Source organism: Paenimyroides viscosum (assembly GCF_003858535.1).
GTDB classification, from domain to species: Bacteria; Bacteroidota; Bacteroidia; order Flavobacteriales; family Flavobacteriaceae; genus Flavobacterium; species Flavobacterium viscosum.
In genome coordinates this window covers 1-25,827 of record NZ_RQTJ01000006.1, presented here as the reverse complement: position 1 = coordinate 25,827, position 25,827 = coordinate 1, and the positions used below count along the sequence as shown (strand labels likewise).

Genomic DNA, 25,827 nt, shown 5'->3' with positions numbered 1-25,827 from the left:
GTCAACACAATGAAAGAAAACAATAAAAAATCTTTAGTACGCTCTTCATCGGCAGAATACTTAACTTTTATTGCAGCTTCGGGCGAAGGTGGTGTTGATGCTATTTATGCAGATGAAAATATTTGGTTGTCGCAAAAAATGATGGGTGCGCTATACAATGTAGAAACGCATACCATCAATTACCATCTAAAGAAAGTTTTTAATGATAATGAGTTAGATGAAAATTCAGTTATTCGAAATTTTCGAATAACTGCCCAAGATGGCAAAAACTACAATACACAACACTACAATCTTTCTGCAATTATTGCGGTTGGTTACAAGGTAAATTCCGAACGTGCGGCGCAATTTCGTAAATGGGCTACTCAAATTGTACAAGAGTTTACCATCAAAGGTTTTGCAATGGACGATGAGCGTCTTAAAAACGATGGAACGATTCTCGGAAAAAAATACTTTGAAGAACAGCTTCAGCGCATACGGGAAATCAGATTGAGTGAACGCAAATTCTATCAAAAAATAACAGACCTTTATTCAACCGCTATTGATTATGATGTAACAGCTCAGGTTACGAAACGCTTTTTTGCTACGGTTCAAAACAAATTACATTGGGCAATACACGGTCAAACAGCCGCAGAAGTTATTGTAAATAGAGCCGATCATCAAAAGGGAAATATGGGATTAACCACTTGGAAAGATGCTCCAGATGGTAAAATTCAAAAATTTGATGTCAGTGTAGCTAAAAATTATTTGTCCGAAAGCGAAATGCAACAATTACAACGGTTGGTTTCAGCTTATTTAGATATTGCCGAGGATATGGCGATCAGACAAATTCCGATGACGATGGAAGACTGGGAAAGCCGTTTGAACCGATTTATAGAAGCTACAGACCGAGAAGTGTTGCAAAATGCAGGCAAAGTAACTGCCGAAATTGCCAAAGCTCATGCAGAAACGGAATTTGAAAAATACAGAATTATACAAGACCAATTGTTTGAAAGCGATTTTGATCGAATCGTTAAATTAACTCCACCTGAAAAAGACGAGGAGTAAAGCAATTATTGATTATGAAATACACTGAATCACAATTAGAACAAGCATTTATCAGCCTTTTGGAAACAGAAGGTTATCGATACATTAACGGAAAAGAACTCGATCGTTCTTCTAATCAAGACGTATTATTGAGAGAGGATTTACGTACTTTTTTGTTGAAGCGTTATCCCGATTTGGAAGAAATTGAACTGGAAAGCTTGGTCAATGAATTAGCGTTTCAATCCGCTTCTAATTTGTATGAATCCAATAAATACATCTGTAAGCTGTTGGCGGATGGGTTTATTTTCAAACGCAATAATCCGGCAAAGAAAGACTTACATATTCGATTTATCGATATAAAAGATATAAGCAAGAATAGTTTTAAAATTGTCAATCAATTAGAAATTCAAGGAACGGAATTACGTATTCCTGATTTGATTTTGTACATCAATGGCATTCCGGTAGTAGTTTTTGAATTTAAAACAGCTATTGAAGAAGAAATTACCATTCACGATGCGTTTAAACAATTAACGATTCGTTACCGTAGAGCTATTCCGGAACTGATGAAATACAATGTCTTTTGTGTAATTAGTGATGGAGTGAACAATAAAGCAGGAACGGTATTTTCGTCTTACGAATTTTATTATGGTTGGAACAAAATTACAGGTGACGAAAAGAAAGCCTTAACAGGTATTGATACTACAACTTCTATTGTTCATGGAATGCTGAACCAAAACCGTTTAGTTGATATTATTCATCACTTTGTGCTGTTTCCGGATAATTCAAAAAACGAACTAAAAATACTCACACGTTATCCGCAGTATTACGCATCTAAAAAGTTGTATCAAAACATAAAAGCGCATCGCAAACCCGAAGGTGATGGTAAGGGAGGAACTTATTTTGGAGCAACAGGCTGTGGAAAAAGTTATACCATGTTATATCTTTCTAGGTTATTAATGCGTTCTACCGATTTCGCAAGTCCAACCATTATTATCATTTCTGATAGAACCGATTTGGACGATCAATTGTCGAAAGACTTTACCAATGCAAAAGATTTTATTGGTGATGAAAACATTATCAATATTGAATCACGAGCCGATTTAAGAAGTCGATTAAGAGGTAGAGAAAGCGGAGGTGTATTTTTAACAACCGTTCAGAAATTTGCCGAAGATTCAGAAATTTTATCCGACAGAACCAATATTATTTGTATTTCAGATGAAGCCCACCGTTCACAAGTCAATTTAGATTTAAAAGTAAAAATTGACGATGAAAAAGGAGTTACCAAATCGTATGGTTTTGCTAAATATTTACACGATTCATTACCAAATGCAACTTATGTAGGGTTTACTGGAACACCAATTGATAAAACGTTAGAAGTATTTGGTGATGTGGTGGATCAATACACCATGTTTGAATCAGTTAATGATGAGATTACCGTTCGATTGGTCTATGAAGGTAGGGCTGCAAAAGTGAATTTGGATTATAACAAGGTTCAGGAAATTGAGAACTATTATGAAAATGCAGTTGCCGAAGGCGCGTCTGAATATCATGTAGAAGCCAGCCAAAAAGCGATTGCTAAAATGGAAGTGGTTTTAGGTGATTCAGACCGCATTAAAGCCATTGCCAAAGATTTTGTTGAGCATTATGAAAGCAGATTAGAAGAAAACGCAACTGTTGCAGGTAAAGTGATGTTTGTGTGTGCCTCTCGTGGCATTGCCTATAAATTATATAAAGAACTTTTAGCATTACGACCAGAATGGGGCGATATAAAATTAGCTGAAGGCTTAACCGATAAAGAACAAAAAGAAATCAAGCCGATTGAGCGTGTCAAAATGATTATGACTCGCAATAAAGATGATGAAAAGGAGTTGTGGGATTTATTGGGTAATAAAGACGAACGAAAAGAGCTAGACCGTCAGTTTAAACAAATCAATTCCAATTTTAAAATTGCAATTGTAGTTGATATGTGGTTAACCGGTTTTGATGTTCCTTTCTTGGATACCATTTACATTGACAAACCATTGCAAACACATAATTTGATACAGACCATTTCTCGTGTCAATCGAAAATACGAAGGAAAAGACAGAGGTTTGGTGGTTGATTATATCGGCCTCAAAAAGAATCTGAATCATGCACTGGGGATGTTTAACAATCAAACTGCAGACGATGATTTTGAAGATATTGCACAAGCAGAAATTATTGTGAGAGATCAGTTAGATTTATTACGCCAATTTTTTCATCGCTTTGATTCAAAAGATTATTTTGAAGGAGTACCTGTTCAGCGTTTAAACTGTTTAAACAGAGCTTCTGAATTGGTATTACTAACACAAGAATCTGAGAAGTTTTTTGTGAATGTAACGAAGAAGCTAAAATCTTCATACAATCTAGTCAGCGGTTCAGAATTGTTTAGTTCGAGAGAAGTAGATGAAATTCATTTCTATTTTGCCGTGAAATCAATTGTTGTGAAGTTGACCAAAGGTGAAGCACCAGATACGGCTCAAATGAATGCCAAAGTCGCTAAATTGGTCGAAGAAGCCATCATATCAGAAGGTGTGGAAGAAATCTTTAAACTCGATGATAATAAAGCGAATACGATTGATTTATTCAATGATAAGTTTATAGAGAAAATCTCCAATTTGGAGTTGCCTAATACCAAGATTAAGATTTTAGAACGTTTGTTAAAGCAAACCATCAACGATTTTAAAAAGGTAAATAAAGTAAAAGGACAAGATTTTTCAGAGCGTTTACAATCCATCATCAACCGTTACAACGAACGTAGTGAGGGTGATATTTTAGATTATGAAGGCATTCAGTTTGATACAGCAGAGCAAATGATCGAGTTGATCATTAAGCTTCGTGCCGAAATGGATTCTTTTCAGGATTTGGGTATTGATTACGAAGAAAAAGCTTTTTACGATATTTTGGATATGATTTGTAAGCAATACGGTTTTGAATTCGATAACGATAAGATGTTGGAATTGGCACGTGAAATAAAAAAGATTGTTGACAATACCGCTAAATATCCTGACTGGAACGACCGTGATGATATCAAAGCACAATTAAAAATGGATATTATCGTGAAACTTCATGAATTTGGGTATCCGCCCATAACACAGGAAGATGTGTACAAAAACGTGTTGGAACAAGCGGAAAATTTCAAAAAGAATCGGTAAAAAGAAATGAGTCGATTTAATAAACTAACTGTAGAAGTGTACGTCTTCAAACTAATTTGGATATTTTCTTTATAGCTAAGAATTGGTGAGATAAATAAAACTGGTTGACATTAGAAACAGATTATACTGACTACCTGTATTCATTATTCATTGTACTTTAAATAAACCTCTTTCCTTCCTTTTTTATCAGCAGTTGCTACCAAACCATCTTCTTTAAGATTACGCATAACACCAGCAACTGCTTGCGAAGTAGTTTCTTTTGGAATAAGCTTTAATCTTAGTAGTTCTTCTTTAATTTCTGCTACAACTTTACCCGCTTTTAAAAATCTACTGTTTACGATATGCTCTCTGATTTTAGCAGTTAGATTAACAGCTTCTAATCTTTCTTTAGGTAGGGTATTGATAGGTATAAGCGGAATATTGAAATCTGTCAAAGTGGCTAAAGGATATTGTACTGCTTTTGCATATTCTACGTATAAATCTATGTCTTTAGCAGTCCCTTTTTCAGCTTTTAGAACTGAACTTTTAGAGATTTCGGACATATAAACAATATCATCAATTGATAAGAAATTCTTGAGACGATATTCTTTTAATTTATGACCTATACTTTCTCTAAATTTGGTATTTCTATCGTTCATTATGTTTTTTATAATGTTTTTTGGTTTTTAATTAAAATATTTTTTGCATATAAATAAATAAAGCTTATATTTGTTTTAGCGAATTGATAATAAGTCTGTTTAAGACAAATTATAACGATGTAATCTCGAATCGAAACGACCAATTTTACCTCGAGAGTATCGTGAAATCGCTTCATGTCTAAAAAAGTTTTGTACTTTCGCATACGGCATGGGCGGTTTTCACATATGCTTTAGTGGTAGCTTTTAACTTTTTGTTTAAAAGTGGGTTTGGTCGCCCTCGATACTAAAGTGTGAAACCGCCTTGCCTTTTTCTGCAAGAAATCTTCATACTCCAGAAAAACATCGTTCCATAACCACATAAAATCTTATCTATGAGAACGAAATTTGTACATACCGCCATAACCCATCCGCCTTAACTAGGTACAGCAAACCTTTTTGTTGCACTGGCACCTTATATACAGCAATAGGCTTACCGTATGGTAGTACCTCACCGTATTTTGTACACAAAAGCCATTGTCGCAGCACCGCAAAATCTTGCTTTGGTACCATACAAATGGGGCTTTTTAACTTTTTTACTCGCACTCTAAAAGTAACGCCTTTATTTATATTTTCCAAATTAAATGTTAAAGGACTAATGCGGGTGCTGGGACTTCAAAAAGGGTTTGTTTTTTTGAAAGGGAACAGAGTAGAGGAAGTGGGGTTTTTGATGAAGATTAAATTTATTAAAACCAGATTCAGCAATCTTTTTTCTTTTGGTCGCAAATTGAAAAAATAATTTCGCTCTTAAATCCAAAACAATTCAACATCTGGATTTTTGAGTAAAAATAGAAGATAAGAAGAGATCAATTATCAAGCATTTTGATGAAACGGGTCACCGAAAGATTTTCTAAATACGCAGGTAGGAGGATACTAAGTAGATAAAGCATAGTAAAGGCATAGATAGTGCATGAAACACATTTTCTGAAATTTTACACAAAAACAGAAAATTATTCTAAATATTTCAATTTAGTCAGAAAAAAACGAAAAATTCAAAAAAGTAAAAATGGGTGTTTTAGGAAGTAAAAACAGCTAAAGATAACAAATAAAAAACATAAAACAAAAAACCATTTATAAAAATGCTTTTAATTCTGGATTTGTTCAACATTGGCATTTTGATTGAAAAGGGAATAGACTAATTAGGGGGGTCTAAAAACCGACATTATAAAAAAGCCGTGAAGCTATGAATGTTTTTACACGTTAAGAACAAAATGTCTGTTTGAGCGTAGCGAAATCAAAGATTCATGAATACATTATTATTAAATATAAAGCCGTTGGGTGTAATTCAAAATAAATAAAATTAACTACATAGACGCATAGAATTATCACTAATTGGTAAAGATGTGATAGAAAATAATACTATTCTTCACATAGTTTGCTATGCGAAAAGTAAAACGTCTATCATAATCTTTTAAAAACATAACAAAAAATCTATGTTTCTATGTGATGGAAATAATTACATCAAACGGATTAAATATAAGAGAATGAATAAATTTGATCAGCTAGTGAACGAGGAAGAGTTTAACCGTTTTGAAGTGAGGTAAGAAATCGAAGATTCATGATTTCAAAAAGTAAAATAGATTATTAATCATATAAAGAAAAAAGATTTTTGCTTCTTTTGATCACAAATCGAAGATTCACGGCTTCCAAGCTATAAAATAAAGGCTGGACGTAAAGTACAGAGAAACCGAAATGTATCAATCACGAATTATGGAGAATGAAATTCGAAATATTTCTATTAGATTTTGATTGAAGATTAAATTTATTAGAACCAGATTCAGCTGTCTTTTTACTTTTGCGCTACAAATGAAGAAAGTATACCATCAGAGAAAAGGATAATTAAAACCACCCCTATTATGCTTGAAAAGAATTTTGAATTATTAAAAAACAGTGATCCCGCTGCTTTAGAAAACATTCATGCCCAATACAGCAGAAGGATCTTTTGGTTGGGCAGACAGATACTCGATGATGATTTTGTTGTAGAAAATCTGGTACAGGATGCTTTTTTAAAATTATGGGAATACCGCGAAAAGGTAGAAGATCCCATGCATATCTTTTTTTTTCTGCGATATGTAATGAAATATAGCTGTTATTCGCACTATTCCAAACCGCACAACAAATTTTTTAAAACAACCGTACGATCGTTCGAGAGCTACGAAAATTATGGAAACTATCTGGCAGGTTACGATCCGGCAGATGTTATTGAAAATTTAAAAGATCAAGAAGAGCAGCAGCGTTTATTTGATCTGGTAAACAAGGCACTGCCTTTGATAAGCTCAGAAAGAAGACACCTGATACAGCTTTGCTTAAAATACGGTTTCAGGTACAAGGCAATTGCGCAGGTAACTGGTAAAGGCATCAAGGAAACATCGAACCAGGTAAAGCGGGCCATCGAAGACCTTAAAAATATTGTTGATAAGTACAATGTCCTTGAAAAAAAACAAATAGGGGCTACAAAGCCAGAAGAACAAAAAAGCATCAACGAAAGGCAGTCTGCAGTGTTAAACCTCCGGTTCGAAAAGAAGTTTTCCTTTGCAGCCATCGCCAGCGAGCTTAATATTTCCCAAAAAGAAGTACACGATGAATTTATGGCGGGATATAAATTGATGCAGTATCAGCAGAAAGCATTATAACAGTATGATTATGGCAACATCAACCATGAAATTGACCCGAAAAATACAGATTGTAGTCGATCTCCCTACACAGGCAGAACGCAAGGAAGCGCTGGATACCTTGTACAGATGGCAGAACAGGTGCTACAGGGCAGCCAACCTTATTGTGTCGCATTTGTATGTACAGGAAATGATACGCGAGTTCTTTTATCTGTCTGACGGAATCAAGTACAAACTCGCCGATGAAAAAAAGGATGCAACGGGTATGTTGCAGCGTTCGCGTATAAACACTACTTATCGTGTGGTATCCGATCGTTTTAAAGGTGAAATTCCCACAAACATACTGTCTTGTTTGAACAACGCATTGCTTTCTTCCTTTAAAAAAGATATTGAAGGATATAGGAGAGGAGAATCTTCTGTTAAGAGTTTTAAGAGGAATATGGCATTCCCTTTTGGACTGGAAGGTATTGGCGGGTTTTCGTACAATGCAGATAAAAGGGCCTTTTGTTTCCGGTTGTTTTCCATTCCGTTCTATACGTATTTGGGAAAAGATTTTACAGACAAACGAAAGTTGTTGGAACAGGTGGTTGCTGGCGAAGTGAAACTTTGTACCTCACATATCAAGTTACAGGACGGTAAAATCTTCTGGCTGCCGGTATTTGAAATACAGAAGGAAGATAATAATCTGAACATAGAAGTTGTTGCAGAAGCGTCGCTTTCGTTGGAATATCCGTTGGTTGTAAAAATTGGAAAAGCCCGTTTAACCATTGGTACCCAGGAAGAGTTTCTTTACAGAAGGCTGGCTATCCAGAAATCAATGGAACGTGTGTGTATAGGTGTTAATTACTGCCGCTCGGACAAAGGAATCAAAAGAAAATTAAAGGCTACAGAGAAATTAAGAAAAGCAGAAGACAACTATGTAAACAACCGTTTACACCTTTACAGTAAAAGACTGATAGATTTCTGTGTACAGCATCGGGCAGGTACTTTGATCTTGCTGGATATGCAGGAGAAAATAGAGGTGGCTAAAACAGAAGAATTTGTGTTAAGGAATTGGAGTTATCATAACCTCATGACAAAAATAAAATACAAGGCAGATAAGGCGGGAATAGAACTTATTACAGCTTAAAAATACAATAACGAGGGTGCTTGTACACCCGTAGGGTGAGTTTGCTAGCAACACTCACTAAATGCACATTGTATATACAACGCGTGGGCTCATTTTTATTAAATAGCCACAGATACACACACTTATATGTTTTTAAAACACAATAAAAAACATAGTTGTTTAACTATTTATTGGCAAGATATAAGCAACAATAGGTATAGTAGTTTTTATCATTGATAAAACACATAGTCAAGCTCTATTTATTTTTCAAGATAAAAAAACTATGTAACCTAAAATTTGTTCAACAGTAAATACAGAACCTTTGTGGTAAAAAAAAACAACTACATTGGTTTTTAGTTTGTTACATATACACAGATAATGCGCTATGGATAAGTATCGTTTAATTTCAACGCAATGTTAGGGTTTTCCTGTTGTTGTTGTTGTTGTTGTTGTTTTCTAAAATTTTACTATCTTAAACTAAAAATATGTTTTTTTCTGGCTCTAGATTGTTTTATGACCGCTATCGTTTAAATACGCCTAAAGGAAATTTTAACCTAAAACTTACTCCAGAACAGGTAATTTATCAGTTTGCAGGAGTTATCACAAAGGTATTTCCACTATTTAACCAAGTGCCTCATAAGTTTAAACTTAATTTTAGCAAACGTATTTTAAACTTTTTGCAACAATACGAATTTGTTATTAAAGAAAATGCGCCCTTGACCAACGCGCAAAAAGTTGCCATTGCAGCAAGTTATGTAAAGCTTACCTTGGGTTATAAAACGTACTTAATCAATACTTTTGATAAGGTGGTAGTTTATCCTACGGCACAGTATTTTCCGCATTTAGACCAAACACATAACGGACATTTTAACCCCAAAATGAGAACTATTATGTTGGCGTTGAATGAATTTGAACGTGGTATTTATTTGACTGATGATGGTAAAGATGTAGCTTTGCATGAGTTTACACATGCACTTTGTTTTGAAATGTTGCAGACCTATGCAAAACATCCCGAAGCAGATCGTTTTAAAAAAGGTTTCCGATTAATTAATGAATGGATTGAAGTTCCTAACAATAAAGAAAAAATTAGTCAGGCTGGGTTTTTAAGATCTTATGCGCTTACCGATCGGTTAGAGTTGATTTCTGTTTTGGTAGAATTGTTTTTTGAAAAGGAAACTATTTTTAAGCAGTATTTTCCTGACTTGTTTATTTACGTAGGCAATATGATTAAACATCCTAAAATTAAGTAATTGTGCTGAGGTTTTTACTTGAGTTCACTAAGTTTAATTATTTTGCTTTTTATTCAATTATTTTAGAAACTAAATCATACTGGTTTTGCCATAGTTTTTTATAAGCGTCTTGTGTATTTTGGATTTCTTTATTGTATTCTTTAATTAAAATAGTTCCTTCATTAAATTGCGCTTTTACAATTTTAAGATTTGCTTCATTTAGTTTGATAATTTCTTCTTGTTGTTTTATTTTTTCATTTAATAACGCTACATCATTCATACGTTGTGTAGTAAATTGCGTATCGCTTTGCACTTGTTCGTTTAGTTTTGCAGTTACCAATTGGTTTTGTAAGCTTAATTTTTTTTGTTCACCCGATTTTTCCAACCATTGCGAAATCGGAATCTTAATACCTAAGCTAACATAGCTGTTTCCAAACCAATTATCGGTTTTAAAAAATCGTAAATCATTGTCATAAAACTGTGCACCGTAATATCCGTTTAAAGTTAGGGTAGGTAAGTACGATTTTTTATTAAAAGTTATCTCTTCTTCATTCAGCCGAACATCCCATAATAAAAGTTGTTGTTCAAGATCAGAATTTTTATCTAATACAGATTTTAAAATATCATCAATCGTTGTTGTAAACTTATCATATTCGGCAACGTTTAAGTAATTCATTAAGCTTACATACTTATTTTGCAAAACAATTTGTGCCTCTTTACGATTCATTTGGATTTCGTAATACGTTTTTAAGGCATTGTTCTTATCAAATTCAGATGCTCTTCCAGCTTCTACACGTTTTGTAATTACATTTAAAACCTCAGCATAATCGGTTTCTTTTAATAAAGCAATATCAAGCTGCTGTTGTGCCAAATAAGCTTGCGCATATAAATCAATAACTTCTTTCTCAAGATTTTCATCATTTAAGGCAGCATTTAACTTAGCTTTTTCGTATTGGATATCGGTTTGTTTGTTCGTCCATTTTTTCTGTGGATTAAAAACATCCCAAGATACTTGCAATCCCGCTTTTGCAGACCAATCTGTAGCGAATTTTAGCGGAGTAATCTCACCTGGTTGTGCATTTGGATCAAAAGCTATAGAAGGCACAGGTGTAACAGGAATTATTAAATTACGTTGTAAATTTCCTTCACCTGTTAGCAAGGGAAGTTGTTTTCTTTTATTGATTTTTTGTTGAATTTCTTGAATTTGAACTTCTAACAACCCTTGTTCTTTTTTATATGATTTTGCTTGCAACAAGGCTTCTTGTAACGATAAATCTTGTCCGTATCCAAAGGAACATCCATATAAAAATAAACTGACAAATAATTTCTTCATAATTTAAAATACCGAAGCAGGTTCTAATTTTGATATTTTTCTAACAGCAAATAACGATCCGCCAACCGAAATAAATAACGTAATTCCTAACAAGAAACTAACAAAACCAACACTAAAATTAATATTTAAACCACTGTTTTTAACTCCTTGCGCAAAGCCAAACAGCAATAAGAAGGCTATTGAAAAACCAATAATAGCGTACATAAAAGCCTGCATAATTAGTAGTTTGTTTACGTACTTGTTATTTGCACCAATGGCTTTTAATGTTCCGTAATCTTTCACGCGATCTAATGCCGATGAATACAATGTTAAACCAATAATAAAGAAGCCTGATATCATAGCAAATACAACCAACGTACCAAAACTCATTCCCATATTCGATGATACTAAAATTTCTTTAACAGTAGAATTTTGCAGTTTTTTTGCGTCCCAAGCTCTTAAATTAGGATACAACTGGTTTATTTGAGCAATAACCGTTTCTTTAGCTGCCGCATCATTTAATTTTAGTGAAATTAAACTTATTTGATAAGCTGGAACATTTCCAAAGAAACGAGCATTTGCAGTGTTTGTGTACATATAATTCCCGCCAAAAGCCTGCGCTTTTTTTGTAATCACCTTTATCTGTGCGCTTTTTCCGTTAATTTCAATGGGTTTGTTCAAATACAAATCTGTATTCCATGATTTGGCGTTGTAAAATTCTGCCGAAACAGCTTCGGGTAAATTTAAATCGTTAACAGATCCTTCCGAAATACGTGAAGCATTCGGACCAATAACAAACTGTGGCGCATCGCTACCAATAACAGTTACGCCAGCTGTGTTTCCATCTAAAAAACGTGCTTCACCACTTGCAATAACTACTCCGTATGTTTGTGCTACGCCTGGAATCGATTTTAATTGCTGTACATAACGTTGGTCAATTTTATTTAATGTATTGGCATTGGCAGTTTGTGATTCTATAACCCAAATGTCTTTTTCGTTTACATTTGCGTTGCCTACTAAATTGCCCATTAATCCCATTAAAAATAACAGTAAACCTACTTGTTGACCAATCAAGAAAATACTAATAACAATGGCAGTTATAATTCCTACAGATTTGGCACGATCGTACTTAATAAATTTCCAGGCTAGTTTCCACATTACTTCAACAGTTTACATTCTACTTTTTGATTAATCAACAGTTTATCTGCGCCTTCTGTAATGCGAACATTAAATCTACGCACTCTGCGGTCATTAGCCTCGCCAATAGTTTCGTATAAAATTGATTTGTTTTGCAATCCCAAACCAACAAATGAAACCAAACCTTTAGCAATAACGCTGGTTTGCCCAACTAATGTAATTTCTACCTTTTGATTTTTCTTTAGCTCACTGGCATAAAATTCATCTATTTCTGCTTCAATTATCAATTCAGAATTCGATGCTAGTTCTCCAAAAGATACATTTGGTTGTAAAATCTCACCGACTTGAACATCAAAAACCGTTAAAATACCATCTTGAGCAGCAGTGAATTTTTTACTCGCTAAATCAATTTTAGCAGCTTTTACTTGTATGTTTTGCTCTTTTAAGCGCACGTTTTCAGCAACTTGTTTTTCTTGTAATTGTTTAACCATTTGCTGTTGTTGCAAATACGTTAAACTATCAACAATAAGTTTTTGTTTTGTTTCTGCTTTCTGATTATATAATCGCTGGCTTGTTTGGTATTGATTTTTTAATTCAGCCAATTTTAATTGCGCTTGTTTAATCTCTGCAACGTTAATTCGGTTATTTGCTTTGGTAGCGTTATAACTTGCGGCAGCTTGTTGTAATTGTAACTGTTGCGTTACGGCTTCCGTTTCAAATAAAACAGTCCCTTTTTTAATGGTGTCGCCTAGTTTTTTATGAAGTTTAGTAACTTTGGTTGCTTCATCTACAGTTAAGTTCAAAACTCCGGCTTCTGGCATTACTTTTCCAATGCCTACAAAAGATGTTATTTGATCTGTGGTTAAAGGTTCTACTTGTTTTTCTTTGTCTTTTCCGCAGGCAACTAAAAGTACTGTTGCAATAAGTAAACTATTTATAATCTTCTTCATTTGATATTTCATTTGATACATTACCTTCTTCTACATAAATAACGCGATCGGCAAATTTGCGAAGGCGTAAATCATGCGTTACAATAATAACAGCTTTGTCTTGACGAGATAATTCTTTTAGCTCTTCCATAATAACAGCTCCACTTTTGGCATCGAGCGATGCGGTTGGCTCGTCACACAAAATAATGTCTGGACTCGTTACCAAAGCTCTTGCAATGGCTACACGTTGTTTTTGACCACCACTTAATTTTTTTGGTAGATTGTTTTTTCTGTCTAGTAAATTAACTTTTTCTAATGCTTTTAAGGCGCGATCTTTTGCTTTGGATATTGGTACTTTTTGTAACAACATAGGTTGCATAACATTTTCTAAAGCCGTTAAAGGTTCTAATAAATTAAAATGTTGAAAGACAAAACCCACGGTGTTTAATCGAATGTTTGCAAGTTCTTTTTCTGATAATTGCGTAACATTGGTTTCATTTAAAAAAACATTCCCCTCTGTAGGATAAATAATGCACCCGACTAAAGATAATAACGTTGTTTTTCCTGAACCCGACGGTCCCATAATTAAGGTGAGTTCCCCTTTATTAAAGGTTACTGTTGTTGGTTGTAAAGCAACAACGGTGGTGTCTCCAGAAAGATATGTTTTGCTTGCGTTTTTAACCTCAACAATAGTATTAGACATATATAGTTGCTATAATTCTAGTGACAAGATAAGGAAAATTGCTTTAAAATTATAATGTCAATAACATAAATGATTATAAAATAAAAGTGTGTGCTTTACATTTTTATATCAATAAGAAATTAAAAATAATTATTAGGTATGTTTTTTTTCTATTATGATTTTTTAAGTATATTTACACTTTATTTGTATTCAATCTAAATTAAAATATGAAAACAGCTTTAGCAGGATTATTGTTTTTTAGTGGTGTAATCACTTCAACTGCGCAATGCACAACCGTTACAAGTATTAATGAAAATTTTGATTCTTGGAAAAAAATAGATAAATGTTGGAATGCTGAATCAGGCAAATCAATGCTTTATAATAGCGAAGGGAAAATTACGTTTTATTCTATGATGAGTTCTGGTGAAAGAATGATTTTATCTACACCAAAAATTAAAGCAGGAACATATAATTTAACGTTAGATATTTCTAAAAACTCAGGAGATGCTTCATTAGAATTATTCTCAATTGCCAATGTATCCGATGATAAATCGTATGTATCAATTTCAAAACCATCGGTGATTTCTGGAACAAAAAAATCGTACACAATTAACCTAAAAAACGATGCGCATTTAGGATTTAAAGTCCTTTTAAACAGCATTCACCAAGCGGTTTATATTGATAATTTAGTGTTGAAATCTGCTAAATAAATTCAAAACTAAATAGTTGTTTTACATACAATCCACTAATCGAATAGGTTAGTGGTTTTTTTTGTGAAATATTTACTAAAAAGCAGTTTTTATGATTACAATCATAAGAATTGATGTTTAAACGGAGCTAATTTTGCTTAAAATAAAATTTTAAATCATGCTTTCAGATAAACAAAAAGAAATTATATTAAGCACCGTTCCGTTGTTACGTACGGGCGGAATTGCTTTAACTACACACTTTTACAACAGAATGTTTACACACCATCCCGAATTAAAAAATCTTTTTAATATGGGCAATCAACAGTCGGGCAAGCAGCAAACAGCTTTGGCTATGGCGGTTTTGGCGTATGCAGAAAATATATCAAATCCAGCAGTTTTAATGCCTGCGGTTGATTTAATTGGTCACAAACATACCAGTTTAAATATACAGCCGGAACAATACGATATTGTGGGTACGCATTTACTGGCATCGATCAAAGAAGTGTTACAGGATTTGGCTACAGATGAGGTTTTGGATGCTTGGAAAGCTGCGTACGGACAATTAGCCGGGTTGATGATTGGTCACGAAGCTAAAATGTATGAAGGCAAGCAACAGACAAACGGACAATGGATTGGCTGGAAAAGCTTTAAGGTGCAACGTAAAGTTCAGGAATCTAAAGAAATTACATCGTTCTATTTGGTTACGGAAGATGGAAGTGAAGTTCCAAATTTCATTCCGGGTCAATACATCAGCGTGCAGGTTTTTCTTCCAAACATCAATCTAAACCAGATCAGACAATACAGCATTTCGTGTGCACCGAATAAAGATTATTTACGAATTTCAGTTAAACGTGAACGCAACGAAAAACTGGATATCAACGGAATGATCAGTAACTTTTTGCATGATGAGGTTCACGAAGGAAACATTTTAGCAATCAGTGCGCCAGCAGGAAACTTTACGTTACAGAATCTGTATCCTAAAAAAGTATTTATTAGCGGCGGAATCGGTCAAACACCCTTAATGTCTATGTTGGAATCTTTAGATAAAGCAACAGAAAACAATGAATTAGTTTGGATTCACGCTTGTAGAAATGAAGAAGTTCGTGCTTTTGGAAACCAAATTGAATCAATCACTAAAGAAAATCAACAGGTAAAACAACATCAGTTTTACGAAGTGGTGAACGAAACCTTGGCAGCAAAAGATGTTTACAAAGGAATGCTCGATTTTTCTAAAATTGAAAAATGGCAGTTTGAACCCGAAGCCGAGTATTATATTTGCGGACCAAAACCTTTTATCGAAAAAGCACTCAAAGAGCTAACCGACAATAAAATCAGTGAAAATCATATTTTCTTTGAGGAATTCGGACCGAAATCTATCTAATAAAATTTATAATTTAAAAACAGAGAAGCAATGCTTCTCTTTTTGCGTATATGAACAATAGTATCGTTACAAAGAAAAATATTGTGTGGGTAAAGTGGAGCCGCATTGTGTATTGTGCTGCATTAGTGGGAATTATCGTTGGGTTAATCACGTTGATGTTTAAAAATTTAGTGGAAGAATATGAACATTTGCTTTTTAACAAAGCGCAGAATTTCAACCTGTTTTTCTTTATTTTTCCGTTGATCGGTTTGGTGATTATCCATTTTTTAAGAACCTACGTTTTCAACAAAAAAAAGAACAAAGGAATTTCCGAAGTGCTCCAAGCTGTGCGCGAAAGCAAAAAACTGCCTGCTTATAAAGTGCCATCGCATTTTTTCAACGGATTTTTAACGGTGGTTTTTGGCGGAAGCACGGGTATTGAAGTTTCAACCGTGGTGGCAACAGCTGCTTTGGGCGATATGGCATCACAAAAAGATCCGATCTTTAAAAAATACCGTAAAGAATTTATCGGCTCGGCAATTGCATGTGGGGTTACGCTTTTGTTTTGTAGTCCGTTGGCTGGTTTGTTTTTTTCGTACGAAACCATCGGCAAGCAAAAAACAAAAGTGTTTTGGGTAACACATCTTGTAAGCGTTGGCTTTGCTACATTAATAATTCTGCTTATGAATGTTACGCCGGTTTTTAACTTAGGAAATCACGAAACAATTATACATTATCAGGCAATTCCGTTTTTTATAGCGCTGAGTATTTTGGCAGGCTGCTACGGAGTTTACATGACCAAAGTTGTGACATTTGTAAAGAAGAATAACTTTTTAGATTTTAGTCCGTACCTGCAATTAATCGCTGGTGGAGTACTTTTAGGTTGCGTGTTGTTTGTTTTTCCGCAACTGTATGGCGATGGATACCATGCAATAGAAAGTATCATTCACCATAACAGTCTGTTTGTTTCGCTAAGTTTCTGGCTTTTGCTTGGAGCCTTGCTTTTAAAACCTTTTGCGACTGGATTTACCTTAAAATTAGGTGGCGATGGCGGTGTGTTTGCACCAAGTATTTTCGGTGGAGCCATTATGGGTGCTTTGGTAGGATTTATCGTTCAGAAATACTTTTTTGCCGAGGCCCAACTGATTAATTTTGTGGTTTTAGGTGTAGCATTAACCGTTGCAGCAACCTTGCACGCCCCGTTTACAGCCTTGTTTTTAACCTTCGGAATTTTTAATTCGTACGCATTGTGGCTGCCGTTGGCGGTTTTGGTGTTTATCAGTTTTTATATATCCAAAAAAATATTTCCTTATACAGTTTATACCTTGGCAATGAGCAAGTAGATTTACAATAACTGCCTATCTTTGTAGTTCATTTAAAATACAATGATTAAAGTCGATTTGATATTAAGCTGTGGCGGAACCTTGCGTAATGTGGTTAAAAATGAACTGATTTTTAAGGCAGGACATTTTCCATCGTATTATTATCAGGTGGTTGAAGGCAAGGTGAAGATGAACAATTACAGCGAGGACGGTAAAGAATTTATTCAGGAAATTTTTACGGCAGGGCGCAGCTTTGGCGAACCACCGCTTTTTATAAATGAACCTTATCCGGCTAACGCCATTGCTATTTCGGCTGGTGTAGTGGTGCAGATTAAAAAATCGTTATTCGATGAAATGCTGTATAAACACCCCGAAGTTTCTATAGAATTAAACCGAAGTTTAGCTCGCCGTCTGTATTATAAAGCCATTATGGCACCCGAATTGTCATCGCAAAATCCTGAAAAGCGTCTGTTGAAGTTACTGCATTACCTTAAAGAGCAATCCGGAACAAAAACCGATTTTTTCTTGGTGGAATTATCTCGACAACAATTAGCAGATTTAACCGGCTTACGGGTTGAAACCGTAATACGAACCATAAAACATCTGGAAAAACAAGGCTATCTAAAGATCATTGAAGGAAAGATTTATCTGGAGAAAATGTTTTAATTTCACAGTTATAAAAAAATGCCTGTATACGCTATAGTTTACAGGCATTTTTTTGTCCTTAAATAATCTTACTTGTTCAGTATTTCAAGGGCTTTGTCTAAAACTTCGTCTTTACCGTTTTTTACTCCTTCAATTGTAGGGTTAGCAACAACATCAGGAACAATCCCTACTCTTTGGGTGTTGACTTTATTTGGATAATAAATGCCTATTCCCGAAATCATTGTAGATAAACCGCCAGGTAAAGTAATTCTTGATACATTTCCATCGGCACCTGCTGTTGTACTTCCAATAATTACACAATTAGGTGTAGCTTTAAATGCCATTGCGGTATATTCAGCCTGACTTTGTGAGGTTTCGTTCACTAAAACCGCCAGTTTTCCTTTGTAGTTGTTTCCGTCTGGTTCAATTTTAGGACCTTCCATAAAATAAAATGCTCCGGGTGTGTTAACAGCACCTTTGGTAAATGTTACAAACGGTGTTGGTTTTTCCATAAAGTACGATCCTAATTCAAACGGAACAAAATGCGATGGATAATTTCGAATATCAATTATAATTGCCTTCGTGTTTTTAAACATTCTTTTTATTTCAGCAATATCCTCACTTTTAATGTTAGCAAGTGTAATGTATCCTACATCATTGTTTAAAATTTTGTACGCTTTTTCGTTTTCATTCACCTTGTACCAATAGTAATAATTCAAATCTTTTCTATCGAATAAAGGAATTTCAATATCTTTTGAACCATTATCGCTTATATATTTTATTGCAATTTCATTGTTAGGTGAACGCAGCATATTTTCGGCAATATCACGCAAACGTGCAGCATTGTTTGATGCCGGATAATTTATCGTTTCTTTTTTTATGATATCCTCAACCGCAATGTTGTTTATATGTGTTATAACATCGCCTACTTTAACATGTGCTTTGGATTGATGTTCCGGATTGTAATAATCTGCAACAACCAATTTGTTTTCGATAAATTTTACCTTAAATGGCGGATAGTTCGAGCCTCGTTTTTCCATTATTTTATCACCACCTCCCCAAAGATTTGCGTGCGTATCATTTACTTCGCCAATTAACTGCAAAGCTGCAAATTCGTAATCCAATTCATTTTTAGCATTGATGAATTTAGGAAGATGTTCTTTTAAAACATCATTCCATTTTTTATCGGTTATGTATTTATTCGGAAAGAAATAGTTGACCATATTCCAATAACGATACAGTGACAACAGCCTGAAACCGTCATCGGGATAGGTCATGTTTTTATAATCGTTTTCGTTTTCGAAGATCGGATTTTGAACACCGGGAGCTAAATCAATATAAAAATTCTTGTCTTGATTGCGGTTATTGAAGATGTAATCGATTTTATCTTTTAATGCTTTTTGAACATTGAATTTTTCAACCCATGAGTGATTTGGTTTAATATAGATTTGTTGGGTATCAACTTTACAAGATTTACAAACCGGAACAGTACCTAGTTTATCAATCCAATCAATCAGCAACTGATCGCGTTCTGCATTGTTTTTAACTTTTAAGTAAGCAGGAAGTATTCGGAATAATTCATAATCCCAATTAAAATTTCCTTTAGCAATTTCGGGATGATAGTATTTTAAAAAGCCCCATACATAGCCCATAAACTCTAAATTAGTAAGCTGTGTTTCGTTTAAATTAGCCAAAGAAATTTGTGAACCGTTATCAAATGCTTTATCTTTTTCGGCAGGCACCAACTCTCGCGTATATGTTTTTAAAAGGGGATTGTCCAACTCTTTGCCGTCAATTGATACACTTAAATTGTCAAGCCACATTTTACCGGTTCCAACCAGTAATCCGCCAAGAACAATCTTATCGGTTTTCTTAGGATCTAAATTCAATGTAACCTCATACTTCTGCCAGTCGGTAGTTCCGGTAATTCCACGTTCAGACATATTATCAAAAGCTATTTCCGGATCAATACGCATCCATAATCCGGCAAAACCATCTTTTACATTTTCGGTTTTTATATAGCCCGATAACTGTATTAATTTACCGTCATAGTTCTTAGGAAGATTAATTGCCAATGCTTTAAATCCGGATTCACTTATGTTTTCAAGAGATGCAGAATAGTTACCGCTTTGTTTAATAAGCGAATCTGCTTTAACAGAATAGCTGCCTTGCCCGAATTCTTGCCAACCTGTTGGGAAATCTTTCGTAAAGTTTTCTAAATTTAAATTCAAAGGTTCTTTAGTATTGCTTTTTTGTGCGCAAGCAGGCAAAGCTATACTGCACAGCATAAGTTTTAAAAGTGTTTTCAGCATGTTTTTATGTTTATCTATTTTCTTTAACGCAGATTAGTATTTTATATTGTTTGTGTATTAATCAGTTATTATTATTGTTAAAACCGAATTTTCAGGGCTTAATAAAATTTTAATGAATTTTAGTTGTTTGGTTAACTATTGTTTTTGTAACTTTGTAGTTGTTTAAGCAACTATATTATGAAAACAGCAGATGTGTTGACAAGTGAAAATAAATATGATTTATTAGCGGGACGTGTTCCTATGTTATTGAACAGATTTTTATTACAAAAATTTAAGGCTAGTGAAGTAGGTTTGACCCGAGAACAATGGTCGGTTTTGGCAATTTTATGGAAAGAAGACGGCTGTTCGCAGCAAAAAATTGCCGATGCTACAAATCGCGATAAACCAAGCATTACACGTTTAATAGATAATTTGGTTAAAGAAGGTTTTGTAAAAAGAGAACCGCATGAAACCGATCGCCGTACCAACTTAATTTATCTTACCGAAAAAGGAAAAAATATCGAGCAAAGTGTTATGAATGTTGTAGATGAAACTATTGATCAATCTACAGAAGGTTTAACACAAGAACAAACGCTGATTATTCGCGATGCTTTCCAATTGATTTATGACAACATTAAAAGATACGAAAAATGAAAAAGTTAGGTTTTATAATTATTAGTTTAGTTTATGGGTCAACTTTTGGTCAAATTCAAGTTGGTAACGACGTAAAGCAAGCATTAGACGCTGCTTTAAAAAAAGATGTTACTTTGGTTAACCAAACAATTGAAAAACAGAAGTTAGAACTTGAGCGTAAAAGTGTTTTAAGTAAATATATTCCGAAAATTGAAGCTACCGCTTTGTATGGATATTTAAACAGTGAAGCGTCATTAGATTTACCAACGCTTACGTTGCCTATTACGGGATATCCGCTATTTAATGGTGCTACAAATTTTTCAACAAAAGGGCAGGCATTTCATGGAGGCGTTACTGCAAAAGCCGTTTTATTCAGTGGCGGACAAATTTATAATGGTGCAAAAGCATTGGCATATAAAAACGAAGGAACTGGTTTTATGATGGATCTACAAAACGATGCTGTTGTAAAAGATATCATTTTAAGTTTTGATCAGTTACAAATGCTTAAAGTAGCTGAAAAGTTGATTGATGATAGCGAAAAACGTCTTAAAAAAGAAACGGAACGCGTAGAAAAAGCCATTGCGTTAGGTTTGGCAATTCCGTATGATCGCGATAAAATAAAACTAGCCAGCCTAGAATTGGAATCAAAGAAAACCGATGTGCAACACAAACAAGAACTATTGGCTTTAAAAATAAATCAGGCTACGGGTGTTGCAACTGAAATTATTCTTGAAATGAATCATTTGGTAGAACCTATTGTTATTTTTGAAGAATTATCATCTGAAAATAAAAATGAAATTAAAGCATTAGAATCGTTTCAAAAAGCATCAAATTTCGCTGTTAAAAAAGAAAAAGGTAGTTTGTTACCAACTTTAGGTGCTTTTGGCGGATACAGTTACACATCGATTTTTAATGCCGAAACAGAAATACCTATCAAAACAATAAATCAAACTGCAAATTTAAAAGTGAATAATTTAACATTGAATCCAACCTGGATGGTAGGTTTAGCCTTAAAATGGGAGCTTTTTAGTGGGTTTGAACGCAAGCATAAAATTGAAGAAGCTGAATTGAATGCCTTGCAAATAGAAAACAAGTTAAGTGATGCCAAAGAGAAACTTGCGCTGCAATTAAAGAAAAATAAAATAGAGTACCATGCCATGTTGCAGCAAATAAGCATTGCCAAACAACGCGAAATAATTGCGCAGAACAACAACGAAATGGCAGAAAAGCAATATAAAGCAGGCTTAATAAGTGTTACAGAACGCTTAACTGCAGAAAACGATATTTATAAAGAATCGTTAAATAAAATAGAAACTATTATAAAGCAACGTCAGGCAGCAATAGAAACCTATCAGTCATCAGGAAGTTTAACATCGTTTATCACAATACACTAATCATATGAAAAAAATAATCTCATTAGTAGCAATTACATTAAGCATAGTTGCTTGTAACAACAAATCGGAAGTAGCAAAAGTGATTCAAGGAAAAGTAGAACGTGATGAAATTGCTGTTGTTGGAAAAATAGCCGGAAGAATAGATCAAATTTTGGTTCACGAAGGCGATTTTGTTAAGAAAGGCGATACGTTAGCTATTTTAGACATTCCTGAAGTTGAAGCAAAAAAAACGCAGGCACAAGGAGCCGTGAAATCTGCCGAAGCGCAGTATGATATGAGTGTTCACGGTGCTACCGCTAACCAGTTAAAACAATTAAATGCCAAAAAAACGGCGTTGAACGAACAGTATCAATTTGCACGTAAATCGTTACAGCGTTTAGATGCTATGGTAAAAGATTCTTTAATACCGCAACAGCAATACGATGAGGTTTTTGCGAAATACCAGGGTGCACAAGCACAGCTAATTGCCGTTGATGCCGAAATAGCCGATGTTAAGAACGGTGTTCGTTTAGAGCAACAAACAATGGCATTAGGTCAGCAAGATAGAGCGTTAGGTGCGCTACAAGAAGTAAAAGTAGCCGAAAAAGAACGCTATATTCTTGCACCACAAGATATGCAGATAGAAACAATTACCTTAAAGTTGGGCGAATTGGCTTTGCCGGGGTATACTTTGTTTAAAGGCTCACTGCAAACAACAACTTATTTTCGTTTCACTATTCCGGAAAGCGAAGTAAAAAATTACGAAAAAGGCAAAACGGTAACAGTTGAGGTTCCTTATAAAAAAGCGGCTATTGCTGGTGTGGTACAAAATATCAAACAAATAGGTGCGTATGCAAATATCTCAACTGCTTACCCGGATTACGATATGCAGGAGCCATTGTACGAGTTGGTTATAAAGCCTTCAAACAGTACCGAAGCGCAGGATATTCTTACAAAGTCAACAGTAACTTTAAAACGATAGCGTATGAAATCTTTTTTGAATTTACTTAAAAGAGAATTCCGGTTATTCTGGAGTAATAAAGTACTAAAGATTTTGTTCTTTGGAGCACCTTTGCTTTACGGAATTTTAATAGGATATATTTACAGTAAGGGAAAGGTAACCGATTTACCAATTATTGTAGTTGACGAAGATAGAAGCACCATGAGTGCCAAGGTTATTGAAATGATGCAGGATAATGAAGTATTGCATATAGTTTCGTTACAGTTTGATACGCATAATATCAATGACTTAATGATTGAAAAAGAAGCTGCCTGTATAGTGATGATTCCTAAAGGTTTTGAAAAAGAGGTGCTCACAAAACGGTATCCGGAAATAACAACCATAGTAAACACGGCAAACATACTAACGGCAAATTACGCATCAAGTTCTATACAGTTGGTTTTAGGTACAATGAAAGTTGGTACACAGTTAGAAACATTGCGAAAACAAGGTACACCAGAAAGTTTATTAATGAACCAATACGAACCTTTTAAAACTACCTTTATTAAAAAAAATAACCGAAGTACCAATTATATGTATTTTTTATGGCCAGGAGTTTTAGCTACGGTTTTACAGCAAGTTTTGTTGTTAGGGCTGGCGTTATCATTTGCATCAGAATTTGAAAACGGAACTTTTAAAAATTTGGTTAAGCAAACACGGTCAACTTTCTCTTTAATGATGGTTAAAATAATTCCGTATTTGTTAATGAGTTTTGTTGTGTGGCTTATGTATTGGGGCTTTACGTGGTGGTTCAATATTCCGTTTTACGAAAACTTGGGTGCCTTAACTTTAGTTGCAGGTTTTTTTATATTGGCAGTTTGTTTTATAGGTATTCTGGTAAGTATTTTAATACCAAATCAACTAAAAGCAACAGAAATTTTAATGGTTATTGCTACGCCAAGTTTTATGCTTTCAGGCTTTACATGGCCATTGAGTCAAACACCAGAGTGGGTTCAAATGATAGCACAGGTTATTCCATTAACACATTTTTTACCAGCGTTTCGTATCTTAATTATTGAAAACGGATCACTTGAATTAACTTATCCGTACATTCAAAATTTAAGCCTTATTATCTTAGTAGGATTTATTTTAAGCTTTATTGCCCTGTATATAAAAAAGCAAAAGGTTTTAAAAGAAATAGTGATTAACGATGCAGCACAGATAGAAAACGGCATTGAAATAGAAGAAATAAAACCTGAAATTGATACACAAACAAACGGTGATGAGGTAATAATTGAAGATAAAGATTAAATGCAAGTTTAATTTAATAAAAACACAGATTGCCTTAAAGCAATCTGTGTTTTTTCATGTAAACATTTAATGCATGCAACCAACGTAAATCCGTGCTTTTATAATATAGGCATCAGGTATTTTTTTTAGCAAAATATTGCGTAAACTATCTGCTTTTGTTTTTTCATTAAACATCCCTGCAACCACCATCATTGTTGTAGGAAATTGTTTTGGCTCCATATAATTATCATTGTAATAATAAGCGTTTTCAATACTTAAACTCAATTCTTCAAACCTGCGTGGGTAATATTCCCCACGGTAAATTTCATCTTCATCATCTTCGTTAACAATAATTTTGTGTGATTTTTCGTTATAATAGCGTCCTAAAGTATTAATAGGAATAGCAAAATTTTGATTAACAGAAACCATGGTTTTATGTAGTTTTTTGTAATCTTTACCCGATGCTGTAATTACTAAATAAAAATCAGCATATTCATCCTGAAAATCAGTCGGTTTTATATTAAAACTATTAGTAAAATCAACAGTGCCACCAAAAACATTTTGCTGTAAACCAAAGCTCAGCCAAAGAAAAATAATTAATAAAACCACAATGTTTTTCATTTCTTTATAGGTTTAATTTTAAAATAATGAATTTTAAATTGATATGATCTAGTAAAGTTAGGAATTTAAAACGTAATGTATTTTATTTGTTTACTAAATCTAATAACCTATTTTAATGAAATCTTACTCGGTTAACGAAATAAACACTGTTTTAAACGGCAAAATTGTAGGAAATACCAATCAGCAAGTTACTGGTACCGAACAATTAAGTAAAGCACATATTAACCATATATCTTTTATCGGAAACAAAAAATACGAAAAACTATGGCAATCATCTGCAGCAAGTGTAGCGGTTGTAAATAAAGATATTTCTATTGAACCGGGCGAAAACCGAGCATTCATTCAAGTACCCGATGCCGATTTGGCTATGAGTCAGATTTTGGAACTGTTTGCTTCGCCAATGCCCGAATTTGCTGTTGATATTCACCCTACGGCGGTGATCGACGATTCTGCTAAAATTGGTAACGGAGTAAAAATAGGAGCGGGGTGTTATGTTGGACCGCGTACCGAAATTGGTGATGGAACTATCATGTACCCAAACGTAACCGTTTTAGACGATTGTATTATAGGCAAACAAACCACTATTTGGTCGGGAACCGTAGTACGCGAACGCAGTAAAATTGGTCATCAGTGCATCATTCATCCAAACGCGACTATTGGTGCCGACGGTTTTGGATTTCGTCCGTGTGCCGAACGAGGCTTGGTAAAAATTCCGCAAATCGGTGATGTAGTCATTGGCAATCAGGTCGAAATTGGCGCAAATGCCTGTGTAGATCGCGGTAAA

Annotated in this window: 21 protein-coding genes; 14 read left to right on the top strand and 7 right to left on the bottom strand. The window is 34.3% G+C overall.

The genetic code is table 11. The features are described 5' to 3' along the window. The first annotated feature begins 9 nt into the window (after positions 1-9). Both EG242_RS04385 and EG242_RS04380 read left to right on the top strand, forming a co-directional pair. Positions 10-1,044, top strand: coding sequence for a virulence RhuM family protein (locus tag EG242_RS04385; protein ID WP_124898693.1), 1,035 nt, complete (start codon positions 10-12; stop codon positions 1,042-1,044). Between the two features lie 14 nt (positions 1,045-1,058). After that, positions 1,059-4,196 carry a type I restriction endonuclease subunit R gene (locus EG242_RS04380; protein WP_124898692.1) on the top strand — a complete coding sequence of 1,046 codons (3,138 nt, stop codon included), beginning with the start codon at positions 1,059-1,061 and terminating at the stop codon, positions 4,194-4,196. Between the two features lie 143 nt (positions 4,197-4,339). Here EG242_RS04380 and EG242_RS04375 read toward each other — a convergent pair whose 3' ends face one another. Further along, on the bottom strand, positions 4,340-4,834 hold the full coding sequence (locus EG242_RS04375; RefSeq protein WP_124898691.1) for a hypothetical protein: 495 nt from the start codon (positions 4,832-4,834) through the stop codon (positions 4,340-4,342). A gap of 1,892 nt (positions 4,835-6,726) precedes the next feature. Between EG242_RS04375 and EG242_RS04370 the strand changes: the two genes are divergently transcribed. The 3 genes from EG242_RS04370 (at position 6,727) to EG242_RS04360 (ending at position 9,840) form a co-directional block, all read left to right on the top strand. Then, positions 6,727-7,503: an RNA polymerase sigma factor gene (locus EG242_RS04370; RefSeq protein ID WP_124898690.1), complete on the top strand. Its 777-nt coding sequence runs from the start codon at positions 6,727-6,729 to the stop codon at positions 7,501-7,503. 10 nt (positions 7,504-7,513) lie between these two features. After that, positions 7,514-8,611, top strand: coding sequence for a hypothetical protein (locus tag EG242_RS04365; RefSeq protein WP_124898689.1), 1,098 nt, complete (start codon positions 7,514-7,516; stop codon positions 8,609-8,611). A 464-nt stretch (positions 8,612-9,075) separates the two neighbouring features. Continuing rightward, positions 9,076-9,840 (top strand): zinc-dependent peptidase, encoded by a 765-nt coding sequence (locus EG242_RS04360; protein ID WP_124898688.1) that lies wholly within the window; start codon positions 9,076-9,078, stop codon positions 9,838-9,840. 49 nt (positions 9,841-9,889) lie between these two features. On the opposite strand, the gene EG242_RS04355 is transcribed toward EG242_RS04360, so the two are convergent. From EG242_RS04355 to EG242_RS04340, 4 genes are read right to left on the bottom strand one after another with little or no spacing between them, the layout of a single operon-like run. Continuing rightward, positions 9,890-11,152, bottom strand: coding sequence for a TolC family protein (locus EG242_RS04355; protein WP_124898687.1), 1,263 nt, complete (start codon positions 11,150-11,152; stop codon positions 9,890-9,892). A gap of 3 nt (positions 11,153-11,155) precedes the next feature. Next, positions 11,156-12,289, bottom strand: coding sequence for an ABC transporter permease (locus EG242_RS04350; RefSeq protein WP_124898686.1), 1,134 nt, complete (start codon positions 12,287-12,289; stop codon positions 11,156-11,158). Then, positions 12,289-13,218 (bottom strand): HlyD family secretion protein, encoded by a 930-nt coding sequence (locus EG242_RS04345; protein ID WP_158608842.1) that lies wholly within the window; start codon positions 13,216-13,218, stop codon positions 12,289-12,291. Before EG242_RS04345 ends, EG242_RS04350 begins: the two co-directional genes overlap by 1 nt. Beyond that, a complete protein-coding gene (locus tag EG242_RS04340; protein WP_124898684.1) occupies positions 13,199-13,900 on the bottom strand; it encodes an ABC transporter ATP-binding protein in 702 nt (233 codons plus the stop codon). The genes EG242_RS04345 and EG242_RS04340 overlap by 20 nt, the downstream gene beginning before the upstream one ends. Before the next feature lie 206 nt (positions 13,901-14,106). Between EG242_RS04340 and EG242_RS04335 the strand changes: the two genes are divergently transcribed. From EG242_RS04335 to EG242_RS04320, 4 genes are all read left to right on the top strand, one after another. Further along, a complete protein-coding gene (locus tag EG242_RS04335) occupies positions 14,107-14,589 on the top strand; it encodes a hypothetical protein (RefSeq protein WP_124898683.1) in 483 nt (160 codons plus the stop codon). A 157-nt stretch (positions 14,590-14,746) separates the two neighbouring features. Then, entirely contained in the window at positions 14,747-15,949 is a 1,203-nt protein-coding gene (gene hmpA, locus EG242_RS04330) for an NO-inducible flavohemoprotein (protein WP_124898682.1), read from the top strand. A 50-nt stretch (positions 15,950-15,999) separates the two neighbouring features. Continuing rightward, positions 16,000-17,271 (top strand): chloride channel protein, encoded by a 1,272-nt coding sequence (locus EG242_RS04325; RefSeq protein WP_124898681.1) that lies wholly within the window; start codon positions 16,000-16,002, stop codon positions 17,269-17,271. Between the two features lie 42 nt (positions 17,272-17,313). Next, a complete protein-coding gene (locus EG242_RS04320) occupies positions 17,314-17,916 on the top strand; it encodes a Crp/Fnr family transcriptional regulator (protein ID WP_124898680.1) in 603 nt (200 codons plus the stop codon). 68 nt (positions 17,917-17,984) lie between these two features. On the opposite strand, the gene EG242_RS04315 is transcribed toward EG242_RS04320, so the two are convergent. Continuing rightward, on the bottom strand, positions 17,985-20,207 hold the full coding sequence (locus tag EG242_RS04315; protein ID WP_124898679.1) for a S41 family peptidase: 2,223 nt from the start codon (positions 20,205-20,207) through the stop codon (positions 17,985-17,987). Positions 20,208-20,384: 177 nt separating this feature from the next. On the opposite strand from EG242_RS04315, the gene EG242_RS04310 reads away from it, so the two are divergent. Genes EG242_RS04310 through EG242_RS04295 form a run of 4 tightly spaced genes read left to right on the top strand, consistent with a single transcriptional unit; the run spans position 20,385 to position 24,443 of the window. Continuing rightward, positions 20,385-20,840, top strand: a complete 456-nt coding sequence (locus tag EG242_RS04310; RefSeq protein WP_124898678.1) for a MarR family winged helix-turn-helix transcriptional regulator — start codon at positions 20,385-20,387, stop codon at positions 20,838-20,840. Further along, a complete protein-coding gene (locus tag EG242_RS04305) occupies positions 20,837-22,213 on the top strand; it encodes a TolC family protein (protein WP_124898677.1) in 1,377 nt (458 codons plus the stop codon). The genes EG242_RS04310 and EG242_RS04305 overlap by 4 nt, the downstream gene beginning before the upstream one ends. 4 nt (positions 22,214-22,217) lie before the next feature. Beyond that, positions 22,218-23,174: an HlyD family secretion protein gene (locus tag EG242_RS04300; protein WP_124898676.1), complete on the top strand. Its 957-nt coding sequence runs from the start codon at positions 22,218-22,220 to the stop codon at positions 23,172-23,174. Positions 23,175-23,177: 3 nt separating this feature from the next. Next, a complete protein-coding gene (locus EG242_RS04295) occupies positions 23,178-24,443 on the top strand; it encodes an ABC transporter permease (protein WP_124898675.1) in 1,266 nt (421 codons plus the stop codon). A gap of 66 nt (positions 24,444-24,509) precedes the next feature. Here EG242_RS04295 and EG242_RS04290 read toward each other — a convergent pair whose 3' ends face one another. After that, entirely contained in the window at positions 24,510-25,043 is a 534-nt protein-coding gene (locus tag EG242_RS04290) for a hypothetical protein (protein WP_124898674.1), read from the bottom strand. Between the two features lie 115 nt (positions 25,044-25,158). Here EG242_RS04290 and EG242_RS04285 point away from each other — a divergent pair. Continuing rightward, the coding region (locus EG242_RS04285; RefSeq protein WP_124898673.1) for a UDP-3-O-(3-hydroxymyristoyl)glucosamine N-acyltransferase at positions 25,159-25,827 on the top strand (669 nt) is incomplete at its 3' end.

Bases quoted from the DNA above. Each gene is read 5' to 3' on its own strand.
- EG242_RS04385 (WP_124898693.1), top strand. From the start codon at position 10: ATGAAAGAAAACAATAAAAAATCTTTAGTACGCTCTTCATCGGCAGAA.
- EG242_RS04380 (WP_124898692.1), top strand. From the start codon at position 1,059: ATGAAATACACTGAATCACAATTAGAACAAGCATTTATCAGCCTTTTG.
- EG242_RS04375 (WP_124898691.1), bottom strand. From the start codon at position 4,834: ATGAACGATAGAAATACCAAATTTAGAGAAAGTATAGGTCATAAATTA.
- EG242_RS04370 (WP_124898690.1), top strand. From the start codon at position 6,727: ATGCTTGAAAAGAATTTTGAATTATTAAAAAACAGTGATCCCGCTGCT.
- EG242_RS04365 (WP_124898689.1), top strand. From the start codon at position 7,514: ATGGCAACATCAACCATGAAATTGACCCGAAAAATACAGATTGTAGTC.
- EG242_RS04360 (WP_124898688.1), top strand. From the start codon at position 9,076: ATGTTTTTTTCTGGCTCTAGATTGTTTTATGACCGCTATCGTTTAAAT.
- EG242_RS04355 (WP_124898687.1), bottom strand. From the start codon at position 11,152: ATGAAGAAATTATTTGTCAGTTTATTTTTATATGGATGTTCCTTTGGA.
- EG242_RS04350 (WP_124898686.1), bottom strand. From the start codon at position 12,289: ATGTGGAAACTAGCCTGGAAATTTATTAAGTACGATCGTGCCAAATCT.
- EG242_RS04345 (WP_158608842.1), bottom strand. From the start codon at position 13,218: ATGAAGAAGATTATAAATAGTTTACTTATTGCAACAGTACTTTTAGTT.
- EG242_RS04340 (WP_124898684.1), bottom strand. From the start codon at position 13,900: ATGTCTAATACTATTGTTGAGGTTAAAAACGCAAGCAAAACATATCTT.
- EG242_RS04335 (WP_124898683.1), top strand. From the start codon at position 14,107: ATGAAAACAGCTTTAGCAGGATTATTGTTTTTTAGTGGTGTAATCACT.
- hmpA (WP_124898682.1), top strand. From the start codon at position 14,747: ATGCTTTCAGATAAACAAAAAGAAATTATATTAAGCACCGTTCCGTTG.
- EG242_RS04325 (WP_124898681.1), top strand. From the start codon at position 16,000: ATGAACAATAGTATCGTTACAAAGAAAAATATTGTGTGGGTAAAGTGG.
- EG242_RS04320 (WP_124898680.1), top strand. From the start codon at position 17,314: ATGATTAAAGTCGATTTGATATTAAGCTGTGGCGGAACCTTGCGTAAT.
- EG242_RS04315 (WP_124898679.1), bottom strand. From the start codon at position 20,207: ATGCTGAAAACACTTTTAAAACTTATGCTGTGCAGTATAGCTTTGCCT.
- EG242_RS04310 (WP_124898678.1), top strand. From the start codon at position 20,385: ATGAAAACAGCAGATGTGTTGACAAGTGAAAATAAATATGATTTATTA.
- EG242_RS04305 (WP_124898677.1), top strand. From the start codon at position 20,837: ATGAAAAAGTTAGGTTTTATAATTATTAGTTTAGTTTATGGGTCAACT.
- EG242_RS04300 (WP_124898676.1), top strand. From the start codon at position 22,218: ATGAAAAAAATAATCTCATTAGTAGCAATTACATTAAGCATAGTTGCT.
- EG242_RS04295 (WP_124898675.1), top strand. From the start codon at position 23,178: ATGAAATCTTTTTTGAATTTACTTAAAAGAGAATTCCGGTTATTCTGG.
- EG242_RS04290 (WP_124898674.1), bottom strand. From the start codon at position 25,043: ATGAAAAACATTGTGGTTTTATTAATTATTTTTCTTTGGCTGAGCTTT.